A 15,677-nucleotide genomic window follows, 5' to 3' on the forward strand; every position below is an offset into this window, starting at 1 on the left:
CCCAACCAGCTAAATCATAGAATCTCACTGATGGAATGACACGCTTTGTTACGGATAACGGTTGAAAAACCATCCAGGGGGGATACGTCTAACCTCTATTCAGAGATATTATAATATAAAATTAATGATTATTGAAATTGGTTAAGTTCACAATTGAATTATGATAGAAACTTAAAAATGAGAATTTTAGATGGGATAAATAAGTTTTTAAGAAATGAAATATTTGAAATAAATTTATAAGAATGTTCGTTAGGAAATGCTATAAGTTTTCTATCAAATGTTCTAACTATATTATACAAGGGGGATAAATATGAAAAGAAAAATTTCAAACTTATTTTTAAGTGTTGCTATAATTGCAGTTATATTAACTGGATGTAACTCTACTATAAAAGAACAATCCAGTAAAGATGTACAAAAAGAGAAGGTATTAACCTATGGTACGGCTAATGTAAGCGAAACTGGAAGGATAAATCCAGCACTTGATGAACATGCAGAGATACATAAGCTTATATTTACAGGGCTTACTAAGCACGATAAAGAAGGAAAGGTTGTACCTGATTTAGCTAAAGAATGGACTTTTGATGAGAGAACTAATACATATGATTTTAAACTTAATGAAGGAGTTAAATGGCAGGATGGTGAAGAGTTTACAGCAGAGGATGTTAAATTTACAATTGAAAGTATAAAAAATCCCAATAATGCTTCAGAGATTAAATCAAATTATGAAGAAATAGAAAGTGTTGAGGTTATAGATAAATATAATGTCAAGCTACATTTAAAATCTCCATGTGTTGCTGTACTAGATTATTTATCTGTTGGAATGCTTCCTAAGCATTTATTAGAGGGTAAGAATTTAAATAATAATGAATTTAATCAAAATCCAGTTGGAACAGGACCTTATAAGTTTGACAAGTGGGAAGTAGGACAATACATACAGTTAGTATCAAATAAGAATTATTATAATAATACCCTTAACATAGATAAAGTAATATTTAAAATTATAAAGGATGAAAAGGTTAGAGCTATGCAGTTAAAATCAGGTGAAATTGATTTAGCTCAGCTTGAACCAAAGGATACAGAAGTTTTTGAAGATATTGAAGGTATCAAATTATATAGAGAAAAAACTGCTGATTACAGAGGGGTAATGTATAATTTTAATAATGATTTATTTAAGAATAAAGAAGTTATAAAAGCTTTAAATTATGCGGTTAATAGACAAGACATAGTCGATAGTGTACTTAATGGAATGGGAAAAGTAGCTTATGGACCTTTGCAAATGAGTACATATAATAATGAAGATGTAGAAAAGTATGAGTATAATCCTCAAAAATCAAAAGAAATATTAGTTCAAAATGGTTGGAAATTAAATGAAGATAATGTTTTTGAGAAAGATGGGAAAACATTATCTTTTAAACTAACTTGCTTTGAAGGAGATCCAGTAAGAGTTAATATGTCAAATATAGTTAGCCATCAATTTAAAAAAATAGGCGTAGAGGCAAAGGTTGATATACAATCAGAGATAGATTGGGAAAATTTAGAATCATTCTTGATAGGATGGGGAAGCCCATATGATCCAGATGATCATACTTACAAGGTATTTCATTCTTCACAAATAGAATCTGGAATGAATCTAAATGCATATACAAATAAGAAGGTTGATGATTTTATAACTAAGGGAAGAACTACTCTTAAAGAAGAAGATAGAAAACAATATTACATGGATTTCCAAAAAGAATTAGCACTTGACCCACCGTTTACATTTTTAGCTTATATAGATGCTGTTTATGGAGCTAAGAATAATATAGTTGGTATCGAAGATACTGTTCTTGGACATCATGGAGTAGGATTTTTATGGAATATAGAAGAATGGGATATTAAATAAATGATGAAATTTATTTTTAAAAAAATTAGAGAAGCAATACTAACTATAGTAATACTATCATTTGGGGTATTTATTATTTCACATTTAGCACCAGGAGATTCTCTTGTATCTGTATATGGGTCTGGTGTTGAGAGAATTTCAAATGAATTAAGAGAGAAGGCTATAGATGATTTAGGGCTTAATAAGCCGCTAATATATCAATATGGAGTGTGGATTAAAAACTCTATAAAAGGTGATTTGGGGTATTCTTTTAAGTATAAGATGCCAGTAAAAGATGTTATAAAGACTCGCTTACCAAACACTATTCTATTAATAGGTCTTTGTCTTAGTCTAACATTTATATTATCTATAGCACTCGGATTAATAACTGCTTTAAATGAAGGAAAGTTAGTAGATAGAATTATTATAAGGTGTACTACATTTCTTTATTGTGTACCTGGATTTTGGATTAGCTTAATATTGATACTTGTATTTAGTGTTAATTTAAGGATATTACCATCATCCGGAGTTTATGATATAGGTAAGGAAAGTGATATTTTAAATAGAATAACCCATCTTATATTGCCAATTACAGTTATAGTTATTGGACATTTAGGATATTATTCTAATTTCGTAAGAAATAAAGTTTTAGAAGAACTAAAGGAAGATTATATACTGCTTGCTAGAGCTAAGGGTCTTTCTAAATTTCAAATAATAGTTAGACACCCACTTAAGAAGATAATGCCATCTATTATAATACTGATGTCTTTATCTTTTAGCCACTTGATAGCTAGTGGTTTTGTTGTAGAGTACATATTTTCATATCCAGGTCTTGGACAGTTGATATTCGAATCAGCTAAGTATCATGACTATCCTCTTTTGATGGGGGGGGTTATGTTGACAGGTATTATAGTTGTATTATCAAGTTTAGTATCTGATGCATTAAGTAGTTCAATAGATCCCAGATTAAAAGAGAGAGGAATGAATTAAAATGGATTTTACACCTATTGGAGTTTTGAGAGAAGATAGTAATATAGAAAAAAAGAAATTTTCTTTTAAGCATTTTAAGTTTAAAGGAGATATATTTATTTCGCCTCTTGTATTATTTATAATAGTATCTCTATGTATACTAGCACCTTTAATTACGAGCATAGATCCAACTAATATGAAGTTATCTCAGGTGTTTAGATCTCCATGTAGAGATTATATATTTGGAACTGATCATTTAGGTAGAGATATATTTTCAAGAGTTTTATATGGAGGAAGAATATCTATTATTATAGGGGTATTGTCTATGGTGATATCTACTGTAATAGGAGCAGCATATGGAAGTGTAAGTGGTTATTGCGGTGGTATTGTAGATGATATTATGATGAGATTTATAGATATAATTATTAGCATTCCATCTTTACTTATAATGACACTTATGCAAGCTATGCTTCAAAGCAATAAGGTTAGTAGTATTATATTTGTAATAAGTATAACGAGTTGGATGAATATAGCCAAGATAGTAAGAGGTGAAGTTCTTGAATTAAAGCAAAGAGAGTTTGTTCTAGCATCTAGAATTATGGGTGCAGATTTTATGTACATAATAAAAAAACATTTGATACCTAATTATATGATTAGCATAATATATATGTCAGCAGTGAATTCAGCTAATGCAATTATGGCAGAAACTACACTCAGTTTTTTAGGATTAGGACTTCCTATAGATGTACCATCGTGGGGATCTATGCTTATGGATGCTAGAGAGAGTATACTTTTAAATAAATGGTGGGTTGCTTTATTTCCAGGTGTTTTTATGATAAGTACGATATTTTGTATAACTAACATAGGAGAATATATAAGAGTTAAAAGTAATAGGAAATTCAATAATATATAAAATTCTAGTTCCTTCATAGGGTAAAAACCATTATAAATTGAATTAATGGCATAAGTTACATAAAAACGTTTATTGGAAATGCATTGATTAATCTTTTGTAAAAAATTATAATAGACATATACATATTCACAAAAAAATAAATAATGGAGGAATCATATATGTTAAGACAGATTAAGGTAACTATCAACATGGAAATTAATATTAATGAAGAGGGATTGCTTTTAGATGAATTAGTAAATAACCAAGATGCTATGAATGATCATATGAATAATGAAATTATCACTGTTTTAGAGGAGATAGATGAAAATAAACTTGAATACATAGGACTTAGTAGAAAAATTCAAAATTCTCATATGAAAAAAGTATTAGATAATATGGGAGAAGATGAAATTTTAGAAAGTATAGAGAATATTCAAAAAAATATAGTTACAAAAATAAAGAGTATAGAGATTGTATAAACCAAAGGAGCTTATCTTTAGATTTAATCTAAAGATAAGCTCCTTTGGTTTATATTAGATAATATATATTTGTCTTTTAATAATTTATATATATTGTCGTTTGAATTGCTAGAGAGTTTTTTATTTCTATAAATGTATTCATCTATATAGTCTACATTCAATATGTTTTCTGGACATTTAAATTCATTTATAACGCTTTTTACTGAGTTATTATTGTAAAACAAATTTAGATTTTTCTCTATAGCCTTTTCATCTATATCATCACATCGCATAGATATATAATCTCTAACACATTTATTGTGATTTATAAAATTTTTATTAAAGTATTTTGAATCTAGGAGTTTTAAGTATTTATTAAAATGTTTATAAGACTTATCAAAGTTTCTTTGATTATAATTTAACATGCTTAAGAATAATTCCATATTAGAGTAATACCAAGGTGTATTATTATTATTGTCTAAATTTAATATCTGGGTTACAGAAATATTTGGATTGTAACTAGCTTCATTTATTAAATCTATTAGACTTGTAATATCTTGATTTGATAGAGTGTTTAAACTTTTTATATATTTTTTTATTTGAACATAATTAATATAATTATCTAGTGAGTCTATATCATCGAATTTATCTACTTCACTAAGGCCTGGAACTATCACATGGTAAGAAGGGAAACCTAAAAAAGAACAGTCTCTAACAAATATATTAAATCCTTTATCATTTAATAGTTTTATAATATAATTTAGCATTTGTTTATTATCTAAACTTGAAAGATCTTTAAATTCATTAAAACAATAATCAGCTTTTGAAGCAAAAAACTTGCTTGGATAATAACCAGATCCATTAACTAGGATTCCAAGTAGGTTCTGATATTTATCTGATATATTTTCTTTATATGAATACTCTTTAAGACCCATCATATTATTTATATCCTGACCTTGTAAGAGCTCAGTTAGAGTTCTCTCTATTGATATTTCAAATACTGGATGAGCACCGAATTTAATAAAGTAGTTTTGATTATCTTTATTTATAAATACAACAGCTACTACTGGATAATCTTTATTTAATGAACAGTCCTTTAGTATAACTTTATAGTTACCTTTAGATTCTATATTATTTATCATTGAATCTAATTGGGGGAATTTTTGTATATATGTTTTTGGTATATCTGGTGGAGTTATTTTTTCATTTACTATAATTTGATTGACATGTCTCTCTAAGGTTTCAGATATGCCTTGAATTAATGCTTCTTCAAATGTATTTCCTGCACACATTCCATTTGACATATATATTTTAGATGCCATATTAATAGGTATGTATGATAGCTTGTTAGTATTTAAACTCTTGTATGGAATACTTACAAAATCAAGAGGTGTATGTTCATAAGATGTTTGTGCCCATTTGCTCAAGAGTTTCAATTTATCTGTTTTAGAGTTTATTTTACTGAGTTGATATGAGGACCATTCGTCATTTCTTTGTAAAAAGTCATCTACACTCAAATATTCTTCATCAGGAGCATAATAAAAGTCTTTGTATGACATGGAGTTTTCGCTTAAGGTATCGTTTAATCTAAAGAAAGTCTGGTTTTGCATTCTTTCCATAAGTTCTGCATAAGCACTAGCAAGAGCATATTCATGAGAAGTTCCTTTTCCGTTACTTGAAATTGAAGTATTTGGAATTTGGACTGTTACAGAACAAAATCCTTTAGCTGAGTTTTTCCAATTTGTTTCTATTGAAGTAATTCCTAAGTCAGAAAGGATTTTTCTTATTTTATTTACAGTATTGAGTGGCAATTCATCCTTGAATTTTCTATCTTTTAATGAACTCAAACTAATCACCCCTTTATTTTAACTTTGAATCTAAAAGCAGATTAATTTCCTTGAATATATTAAACATCATAGAGTTAAATTCTTTAGTTGAGTTAAAAAAATCATTTACTTCAGGTATTTCATGTAGGTTTTTGAACTCATTATTAAGTCGCATCATTTCTGCATTTAATTGTTCCTTTGATAATTTTGATTTTTGTATTTTAATTTGCTTCTTTTTAAAATTCTCGACTTGTTTTTTAAGATTTTTATTTTTATCAATATTTTTTTTAGAATTTTTAAGTTTTTTAAACTCCTCTGTAGTGCAAATAAATTCTACCAATTCCTTAGTTTGATTTTTCATAAAAATCACCTCCGATTAAAAATAAGATACACTTTACTATTATATTCATGAGTAAAGAAAATGTGACTATCTTAAAAGTTCTAATATTAGAATCATTTTCATATAATTATAAAAAGATTTGGAGGTGATATAATTTGAAAATTAAATGGAATACTAAGGCGGTATTGTATGGAATTATCGCGATTATATTAGTTGTTGGGAGTTTTTTAGTACTTCCAAGATTCTTAGGAGAAAAAGCTGAAGCTCTAGAGTTTACAGTAGTAGAACGAGATAGCATACCAGATAAAATACTTGATATAATGCCTAAATACGTTAATGAAGAAAGAGCGCTTGCTTGTAAGATTAAGGATAAAGTGTATGTAATAGTTACAAGGGGAGAAAATAAAGATTACGGAGTTGAGATAGACAAGATAGAGATGGTAAAAGAAGACGATAAGATGAATATGAAGGTTTATTCTGTGTATAAAAAGCCAGAAGATTCACATCCATACATAGTAGTTGAAAGCACTCTAACAGAGCTTCCAGACAAGGTAGAATTGATTAGTAGGTTTGAGGATAAGTAAAAATTTCACTTGAAAATACCTAGATTTTTTTAAGATAAAATCTAGGTATTTTTGTTGTATAGAAATTTAAATTAGATAGTATATATTTAACTTATTTGCTTAATAAAAACCATTTTATGGTATAATTATAAATTAATAGAGAAAAGCAGAATCTTGGAGGTTGATTGTATGAATAATAATTCTTTTAAAAAATTTCGTTGTTCAAAATAGTCGCAAGTGTATCTTTCTTAATGAGTTACACACAATACCAGTATTTTACAAATTTTCAGTATATAAAAATATAAAAAAATTGTCTATAAATATTGTGTAAGCAGTTTTTTTTCAAGTTTTTTGGGTAAAAATAAATAAGATTAATACAAAGACTATGTAAGAAAGGAGTTTTTATGAAAAATATAGACAGATTTAAAATTGATATAAAAGATTTGAAAAATGAATATGATATTGATAAATTGAGTTTTGATACAACTGAGGATATAAGTCCACTTAAAGGAATAATAGGACAGGACAGAGCAGCTTGCGCTATGGATTTTGGTCTTAACATAAAAAGAAGAGGGTACAACGTATATGTAGCTGGGATGAGCGGAACAGGAAGAACTAGTTATACAATGTCTACGATTGAAAAAATATCAAAATATAAAAGAGATAACTTTGATTATGTATATGTATACAATTATAAGAGCCCCAATGAACCTATATCTCTTAAATTTAAAGCAGGTAAAGGTAAGAAGTTTAAAAAAGATGTAGAGGATATTTTAGAAAAGTTAAAATCGGATATTCCAAAAACATTTGAATCAAAAGAGTATGAAGATAGAAATAAAGCTATAACATTAGAGTATGATAATATGACTCAAGAAGTTATAGATGAATTGAATGAGTTTGCAAAATCAAGAGGGTTTACATTTCAAATAACACAAAGAGGACTTGTTAGCATTCCTTTGAATGAAGACAATACACCTATGGATGACGAAGAGTATAAAAAATTATCTCAAATACAGTTAAATAATATAAGAGAAAGTGCTAATGAGTTAAACAATGATATAGGTGAATATTTGAAAAAAATAAAAGAAATAGAGGAAACATTAAAAAGAGAGATATCTAATTTGGACAAAAGAATTGGAGATAATATAGTAACCTTTTATATGAATATGCTAATAGATAATTATGGATACAATGAAAAAAAGCTGAACTTCCTACATGATATGAAGGATGATATGGTAGAGAATATAGATAAGTTTAAGCCTAAAGAAGAAACTGAAGAAAATATATTTGGCGTTATGCAAAAAGATGATAGTAAATTCTTTATAAGATACCATGTTAATTTATTTATAGACAATAGCGAACAAAAAGGAGCTAGGGTCATAAATGAGACTAATCCAACTTATTACAATTTAACTGGTATGATAGAATATAAAAATGAAATAGGAGTTCTTACTACAAGTTTCATGGAACTAAAGCCTGGTGCTATTCACAAAGCGAATGGAGGTTTTTTAATACTAAATGTGAAGGACTTGTTTTCACATCCATTTGCATGGGAAGGAATTAAGAGAACTTTAAAAACTGGAAAGATAAATATAGAGACACTAAATAAGCAGTATGGATATATAGTAACATCTACATTAAAGCCAGAGCCTATAGAGGTAGATATAAAGGTTATATTAATAGGAGATAATCGTACTTATAATCTTTTATATGCATATGATGAGGATTTTGCAAAGTTTTTTAAAGTCATGGCTGATTTTGATGTTGAGGTGGATAGAAATGAAGAAAATATATATAAGGTAGCTAGATTTATTTCATCTCATTGTGAAAAGGAAGGATTAAAGCATTTTGATAAAGAAGCTGTTATTAAGATTGTAGAGTATAGTTCTAGAATATGTGAAAATAAAAAGAAGTTAACAGCTAGATTTAATCAGATAGTAGATATTCTTTATGAGGCAGAAAATTTGAGTGATGAGAATTCAGAATATGTTACAGAGAAGGATGTAAAAAAAGCAATACAGTTTAAAAAATATAGAAATAATAAGTATGAGCAAAAGCTTAATGAGATGTTTGAAGATGAGACTCTTATCTTGAATGTAGATAGTGATAAGATAGGTCAAATCAATGGACTAGCTGTAATGGGAACTGGAGAGTATTCATTTGGAAAGCCATCTAGAATAACAGCATCTACTTATAGGGGAAAACGTGGAATAATAAATATAGAAAGAGAAATTAAGCATAGTGGAAGTATACATGATAAAGGTGTACTTATATTAAGTGGATATCTGGGTGAAAAATACGGAAAAGAAAGACAATTATCAATTAATACATCTATAACTTTTGAACAAAATTATTCTGGTATAGATGGAGATAGTGCTTCGAGCACAGAACTGTATGTTATAATATCGAGTATTGCATCTATACCTATTAAGCAAAATGTAGCAGTTACAGGATCTGTAAGTCAAAAAGGTGAGATACAGCCTATAGGAGGAGTAAATCAAAAGATTGAGGGATTTTTTGATATATGTAAGATAAAAGGGCTTACAGGAGATCAAGGTGTTATGATTCCTATACAAAATGTGAAAAATCTTATGTTAAATGATGAGGTAATACAGGCTGTTAAAGATGGAATGTTCCATATATATGCAGTATCAAACATAAGTGAGGGTCTTGAAGTTCTTACAGGATTTTGTGAGGGTGAAATAGATGATAGAGTAAATAGTGCTCTAGACAAATTAATAGATGAAGAAGAGAGTAAGGATGAAAAGGATAATTAAATTTTAATTATCCTTTTTTCTGTTATTATGTAGTTAAGTTTTGCATCATGATCTTCCTTTGGAACTTTATCAAATACTTGAATTTCAAAGGCGATTCCAATCGTGATGCAGTCATCTCTTAGAGATTCTAAGAATCTATCGTAATACCCTCCGCCATAACCTAGTCTATATCCATTAGTATCATATGCTACAGCTGGAACTATTACTATATCTATGTTTTTAGCATCTACTGGTCTTATAAATTTCGGCTTAGGCTCTCTAATACCATAAGTTCCTATATAAACTTCGTTTTTAATATCTTTTATTTCAGATAATAATAATTTTTTCTCATCTACTATTGATAGTGGAACTACAATTTTTTTGTTTTGGGATAAGAAATAATTTATTATATTATCTGTTTTTACCTCACTATTAAAGTCAAGGTATGCCATTATTACATTAGCTTTTTCGATTTCATCTAGTTTTAATAAATTTTGAAATATTAATTCTGAATTTAAATTTATTAATTCTGGATTTTGTTTTTTTCTATCTGATATAACTTTTTTTCTAAATTCTTTTTTCAATAAAATCATCCCCCTTTATATAATTATATCAAAATAGTTTAGAAATATATGTATAGCTGTAAGCTTTATTTGTTAATTGAATTTAAGTAGAGGAGTTTATCCGAAAGCTTGTTGTTTAGATGAGTCAATAGATAGTAACTAGATGAATTTTTTCTACATCTAAAGTTCTAAATTCACCTCATTTCAACATCTGAATTGGAGTTTTGTCTTATTTATTGTTATAATAAAAGAGTTAGAGTCAAATTTTTGGATGGAGTTGGTGTAGGTGATAGAGTTTAAAGATGTTAGTAAAAGTTATAAAAATGGTAAATTAGCACTTTTCAATATAAATTTAAAGATTGATAAAGGAGAATTTGTGTTTTTAGTTGGTTCATCAGGAGCAGGTAAATCTACTTTTATAAAGGCACTTTTGAAAGAAGAAGAAATAACTAGTGGAAAAATATTTGTTAATGGAAATGATATAGGAAATATTCAAAAGAGGAAGATTCCTAAGTATAGAAGAAGTGTAGGGATTGTTTTTCAAGATTTTAGATTGCTCCCTAATAAGACTGTTTATGAGAATGTGGCATTTGCCATGGAGATAATAGGTCAAAGTAATAAAAATATAAGAAGAAGAGTTCCCTTTGTTTTAGGTATGGTAGGTCTTAGTGAAAAAGCAAAGTCGTATCCTTCAGAATTATCAGGTGGAGAACAACAAAGAGTAAGTATAGCAAGAGCAATAGTTAATAATCCTTCTATAATAATTGCAGATGAGCCAACTGGTAATTTAGATCCTCAAACGGCAAATGAAATAATGAATATTATAACGGATATCAATAGAAGAGGAACTACTATAATAATGGCAACGCATGCGAGTGATTTAGTTGATAGAATGAGAAAGAGAGTTATTGCTCTTAAAAATGGTATAGTTATAAAGGATGAGGAAAGGGGAAGCTACGAATATGAATAGTATTATTTATAATATAAAAGAGGGGTTTAAAGGAATATTCAGAAATCCTACTATGTCATTTGTATCTATAGGATCTGTTTCAGCAGCTTTGTTTGTACTTAGTATAATATTTAGTGTAGTAATAAATATAAATAATTTTACATCTATAGTTGAAGGTCAGTTTGACAATGTTCAAGTTTATTTAAAAGAGGATATGACATCACACCATATATTTGATCTTGAAAAAAAGTTAGGTAAAATAAATGGAGTAGAAAATGTTGAATTTGAATCAAAACAGGATGCCTTAAATAAAATGAAAAGAAGATGGGGAGAGGATGCATACCTTTTAGAAGGAATAGATAATCCACTTGACAACTCGTTTATAATAGAGGTTAGTAATATTGAAAATACCAAGAAAATAGCAAATCAGGTTAAGAAGCTTAATGGAATAGACGAAGTTAAATATTATGATGATGTTGTGGAAAAAGTTATAAATATATCTAATATAGTGAAGATATCAGGACTGTTTATAATAGCAATTCTAGCTTTAGTATCTCTTTTTATAATTTCAAATACAATAAAGCTAGCATTACATGGAAGAAGAAAAGAAATAAACATAATGAAATACGTTGGAGCTACTGATTGGTTTATAAGATGGCCTTTTATAATAGAGGGAATGGTTTTAGGATTAATAGGAGCTTTAATATCTCTTGCAATTACTTATTTTGGATATGATTACTTCTATTCAAAATTAGATTTACCAGCATACTCTATTTTCTCAGGATATATACTTCCTGTAACAGGTATTATGAGTAGCTTAATAAATATATCTATAGTAATGGGAATAGGAGTTGGGATAATAGGAAGTATTATTTCACTTAGAAGATACTTGAATGTCTAAAACTAGCGAGGTGGGATATTGTATGAATAAAAAAATAGTGTGGACATGTATTATTATAATGACTATTACTTCTTTTAATGTATTTGCTACAACTAAAAGTGATGAGCAAAAACTCAAGGATACTCAAAAGAGCAAACAAAATATACAAAAAGCTTTAAATGAAAATAAGAAAAATCAATCTAAGGTAAATGATAATATTGAAGAATTAGGTTATAAGATAAATATTACCAAACAAAAAATAGATAAAGCTCAAGCTGATTTAAGTAGAGCACAATCAAAAATAAAGAGTACTACAGAAGAAATAGGAAAATTACAAAATGAAATTGAGATAAAAGAAGATTTATTAGGTGAAAGAATAAATGTTATGTATAAAACCTCTGATATGAGTTATATACAAGTTATACTTAGTTCAAAAGATATGAATGAACTACTATCTAATTTGGATATGATAAAGAAAATAGTAAATAGTGACAAAGAACTACTTACAGAATTATCACATAATAAAAAAGAAATAGAAACAAAAAGAGCAGATCTTAAAAAGAAAGAAAAAGAAATAATTTCTTTGAAAAGTAGTATAGAAGTAGAAAAATCAAGACTTGTAGCTAGTAAAAATAAGCAAACTGCTTTAAAGAGAGATCTTCAAAAGGATGCTAAAAAGCTTGAAGCTAATATAGATGCTTTAAATAGATATGCAAAAGCGTTAGAAGCTGAAATACTAAAAAAACAATCTAAAGGATCATATGTAGGTGGACAAATGGGATGGCCAGCACCTGGATATAATAGAATAACTTCTTATTTTGGATATAGAATCCACCCTGTATTAAAGACTAAGAAACTGCATACAGGAGTTGATATAGGAGCTCCTATGGGGGCTAGTATTGTTGCCGCAAATGATGGTAAGGTAATGTTTTCTGGATGGAAAGGCGGATACGGTAATACAGTTATGATAGATCATGGAGGTGGAATAGTTACTTTATATGCACATAACTCAAAGCTTTTAGTTAAAAATGGACAGAAAGTAAAAAGAGGACAAGCTATAGCAAAAGCAGGATCTACTGGAAGGTCAACAGGACCTCACTGCCACTTTGAGGTTAGAAAGAACGGAAAGTACGTAAATCCATTACCTCTTCTTAAATCAAAATAAAGTGAAACTTAATTTAGATGGAGTTTTTACTCCAGCTAAATTTTTAGTTGAACTAATCCAGAAGCTGTAGAGTTATTATCTCCAGCCTTATTAAGAGGGTGGAGTCTTAGAACTCTTAGCTTTCGGATAAATATAATTTGTATTGCGAATTTTTTTACTCGTTATATAAAAAGATAATAAAACATATAATATAGATAGAATACTTAAAAGGAGATGCATTTCATGATATCTAGAAAAAAAGCCGTTACATGGGGGGTTGTTTTAGTTTTACTAAGTTCTATAATAACTATGAATATAGAACTTGCATTTGGGGATAAAGTATTGGTTTCAAAAGAAGCATTCGATGAATATAAGAAATACAGTAAGCTGTATTCGCTTGAAAAGGTTATAGAGGATAATTACTATACAGATGTAGATGAAGAAAATTTGGTAGATGGATCTATAAAAGGATTATTTGAAGGGCTTGATGATCCATATTCACAGTATATGAACAAAAAAGAGTTTGAAAGCTTTATGCAGTATACGGAAGGTTCTTACAGCGGAATAGGCGTCATTATAACACCTGGAGAAGATGGATATATAACTGTAGTATCTCCTATTGAAGATTCACCAGGATTTAAAGCTGGAATAAAAAGTGAAGATAAAATAATAAAGGTAAATAAAAAAGATGTTACAGCAAAAGAGATGGATAAAGCCATATCTATGATGAAGGGTAAGCCTGGAACAGAAGTAGAAATAACTATTCTAAGAAATGGTAAAGAAACAATAAATATGAAAATAAAGAGACAAGAAATAAGATTAAAGACTGTAAAATCTGAAGTGTTAGAAGATAATATAGGATATATAAGAATAACTCAGTTTGATGAAAAAACTGCAGGTGAATTTAAAACTCAACTCAAAGGATTACAAGACAAGAATATAGCAGGATTAATTCTAGATTTAAGAGATAATCCAGGAGGATTATTAGATCAATGTAAAGAAATAACGGATAAATTAATAGGAGAAGGAACTATAGTTTATACAAAAGATAGAAAAGGTAAAACAAAATACTTAAAATCTGATGAAAATAAGATAGATATTCCTCTTGTAGTACTTGTAAATAAAGGGTCAGCCTCTGCATCTGAAATACTATCAGGAGCTGTAAGAGATAATAAAGAGGGAGTATTAATAGGAACTACAACATTTGGAAAAGGATTAGTTCAAAGTGTAAGGTCTCTTAATGATGGTTCTGGATTTAAGCTTACAGTATCTCAATATTTTACTCCTAATGGAGAATATATACATGGAAAAGGAATAACACCTGATATTGTAGTAGAAGATGTTGATAAACAGCTACCAACTGCAATAGATTATATAAAGAAACAGATTAAATAGAAGTTAAGAATTGCATTGGTGATTAAGCAAAAAATTATACACATTGAAATACCGATACTTAATCAATATTTTTATGGAAAAATATTAATCAAAAAGTATCTAATATTTAAATGTGTATAATTTTTAATCTAGTTCTTTATCCGAAAGCTAAGAGTTCTAACACTCCATCCTATTCAGGTTGGAGATGAGAACTCTACAACTTCTGGATAAGTGAAACCAAATTATGCTAATGGATTTGTAGCTAAAAATCATATTCTTAGAAAAATAGATTCTGATTATATATACAAATATGTACAAAAAAGAGGTGTTAATTATTGAAATTGACACCTCTTTTTTTCAGCTATTTTGAGTAATGGAGTTTGTAGGAATCGTTGACGAGTAGACGAATTTTAGCATGGATTAGGTCTGAAACATTCTACATGCTTTATATTATCTTTTTTAACTTCTCTATAAGACCATTGTCTAGAGCAAGGATCCCATCTACATAAATAGTAGTAGTTCTTATCGTCTTTTTTTATAAAAGCTAAATAATTAAATCCATTTTTATGATATACATAACAAAATTTATCTATTTTTTTTCTATTAAAATCATTATCAAACATAAAAACCCTCCCATAAGTGTAATTAAGAAAAATTGAATCCATTAACAAAAATGGTTTCTTAATATATATTATGTATAGAGTTATTTAAAGGGTGACTAAAATTAAAAGAAAAATGAAATAGTTTCAAAAAAAGTGTTGACGAATATGTCGAAAGGTGATATATTATTACTTGTCCTCGACAACGAGGCAAACATGAAACACAAAATGAACTTTGAAAATTAAACAGTAGGTTATATAAATAAATCACAACAGTGATTTTCGGAAACAACACATTAAGTCAGTTTACTGAGTAGACAAACTTAAAAATTTCATTTAAGAGTTTGATCCTGGCTCAGGATGAACGCTGGCGGCGTGCCTAACACATGCAAGTCGAGCGGAGATTATAAAGCTTGCTTTATAATCTTAGCGGCGGACGTGTGAGTAACGCGGGTGTAACCTGCCCTATCCACACGGATAACATATCGAAAGCTATGCTAATA

General features: G+C 28.4%; 14 protein-coding genes and 1 rRNA gene. 11 read left to right on the top strand and 4 right to left on the bottom strand.

Annotated features, from left to right (window positions below):
• The first annotated feature begins 310 nt into the window (after positions 1 to 310).
• From N4A48_RS02590 to N4A48_RS02605, 4 genes are all read left to right on the top strand, one after another.
• Positions 311 to 1,882, top strand: a complete 1,572-nt coding sequence (locus tag N4A48_RS02590; RefSeq protein WP_293664116.1) for an ABC transporter substrate-binding protein — start codon at positions 311 to 313, stop codon at positions 1,880 to 1,882.
• Positions 1,883 to 1,885: 3 nt separating this feature from the next.
• Positions 1,886 to 2,851 (top strand): ABC transporter permease, encoded by a 966-nt coding sequence (locus tag N4A48_RS02595; RefSeq protein ID WP_330665034.1) that lies wholly within the window; start codon positions 1,886 to 1,888, stop codon positions 2,849 to 2,851.
• A 1-nt stretch (position 2,852) separates the two neighbouring features.
• Complete coding sequence (locus tag N4A48_RS02600; protein WP_293664118.1) at positions 2,853 to 3,743, top strand: ABC transporter permease; 891 nt, start codon at positions 2,853 to 2,855, stop codon at positions 3,741 to 3,743.
• A 158-nt stretch (positions 3,744 to 3,901) separates the two neighbouring features.
• Positions 3,902 to 4,201 carry a hypothetical protein gene (locus N4A48_RS02605; protein ID WP_293664119.1) on the top strand — a complete coding sequence of 100 codons (300 nt, stop codon included), beginning with the start codon at positions 3,902 to 3,904 and terminating at the stop codon, positions 4,199 to 4,201.
• A 23-nt stretch (positions 4,202 to 4,224) separates the two neighbouring features.
• Here N4A48_RS02605 and N4A48_RS02610 read toward each other — a convergent pair whose 3' ends face one another.
• Complete coding sequence (locus N4A48_RS02610) at positions 4,225 to 6,027, bottom strand: YcaO-like family protein (RefSeq protein ID WP_293664120.1); 1,803 nt, start codon at positions 6,025 to 6,027, stop codon at positions 4,225 to 4,227.
• A gap of 13 nt (positions 6,028 to 6,040) precedes the next feature.
• Positions 6,041 to 6,367, bottom strand: a complete 327-nt coding sequence (locus N4A48_RS02615) for a YlbF family regulator (protein ID WP_293664121.1) — start codon at positions 6,365 to 6,367, stop codon at positions 6,041 to 6,043.
• Between the two features lie 134 nt (positions 6,368 to 6,501).
• Here N4A48_RS02615 and N4A48_RS02620 point away from each other — a divergent pair, with 134 nt between their 5' ends.
• On the top strand, positions 6,502 to 6,930 hold the full coding sequence (locus tag N4A48_RS02620) for a hypothetical protein (RefSeq protein ID WP_293664122.1): 429 nt from the start codon (positions 6,502 to 6,504) through the stop codon (positions 6,928 to 6,930).
• Between the two features lie 383 nt (positions 6,931 to 7,313).
• A complete protein-coding gene (locus N4A48_RS02625; protein WP_293664123.1) occupies positions 7,314 to 9,686 on the top strand; it encodes a Lon protease family protein in 2,373 nt (790 codons plus the stop codon).
• Here N4A48_RS02625 and N4A48_RS02630 read toward each other — a convergent pair.
• On the bottom strand, positions 9,683 to 10,249 hold the full coding sequence (locus N4A48_RS02630) for a 5-formyltetrahydrofolate cyclo-ligase (RefSeq protein WP_293664124.1): 567 nt from the start codon (positions 10,247 to 10,249) through the stop codon (positions 9,683 to 9,685). The genes N4A48_RS02625 and N4A48_RS02630 overlap by 4 nt on opposite strands.
• Before the next feature lie 265 nt (positions 10,250 to 10,514).
• Here N4A48_RS02630 and ftsE point away from each other — a divergent pair, with 265 nt between their 5' ends.
• From ftsE to N4A48_RS02650, 4 genes are all read left to right on the top strand, one after another.
• Complete coding sequence (gene ftsE / locus N4A48_RS02635) at positions 10,515 to 11,198, top strand: cell division ATP-binding protein FtsE (RefSeq protein WP_293664125.1); 684 nt, start codon at positions 10,515 to 10,517, stop codon at positions 11,196 to 11,198.
• Positions 11,191 to 12,078: a permease-like cell division protein FtsX gene (gene ftsX / locus N4A48_RS02640; protein ID WP_293664126.1), complete on the top strand. Its 888-nt coding sequence runs from the start codon at positions 11,191 to 11,193 to the stop codon at positions 12,076 to 12,078. The genes ftsE and ftsX overlap by 8 nt, the downstream gene beginning before the upstream one ends.
• 22 nt (positions 12,079 to 12,100) lie before the next feature.
• Entirely contained in the window at positions 12,101 to 13,222 is a 1,122-nt protein-coding gene (locus N4A48_RS02645) for a murein hydrolase activator EnvC family protein (protein WP_293664127.1), read from the top strand.
• Between the two features lie 222 nt (positions 13,223 to 13,444).
• Positions 13,445 to 14,596: a S41 family peptidase gene (locus N4A48_RS02650; RefSeq protein WP_293664128.1), complete on the top strand. Its 1,152-nt coding sequence runs from the start codon at positions 13,445 to 13,447 to the stop codon at positions 14,594 to 14,596.
• A 389-nt stretch (positions 14,597 to 14,985) separates the two neighbouring features.
• Here the strand turns inward: N4A48_RS02650 and N4A48_RS02655 are convergent, their stop codons facing one another.
• Entirely contained in the window at positions 14,986 to 15,198 is a 213-nt protein-coding gene (locus N4A48_RS02655) for a hypothetical protein (protein WP_293664129.1), read from the bottom strand.
• 308 nt (positions 15,199 to 15,506) lie between these two features.
• Between N4A48_RS02655 and N4A48_RS02660 the strand changes: the two genes are divergently transcribed.
• Positions 15,507 to 15,677, top strand: a 16S ribosomal RNA gene (locus N4A48_RS02660); the annotation flags it as partial.

Source organism: Tepidibacter sp. (assembly GCF_025210165.1).
Taxonomy (GTDB): domain Bacteria; phylum Bacillota; class Clostridia; order Peptostreptococcales; family Peptostreptococcaceae; genus Tepidibacter_A.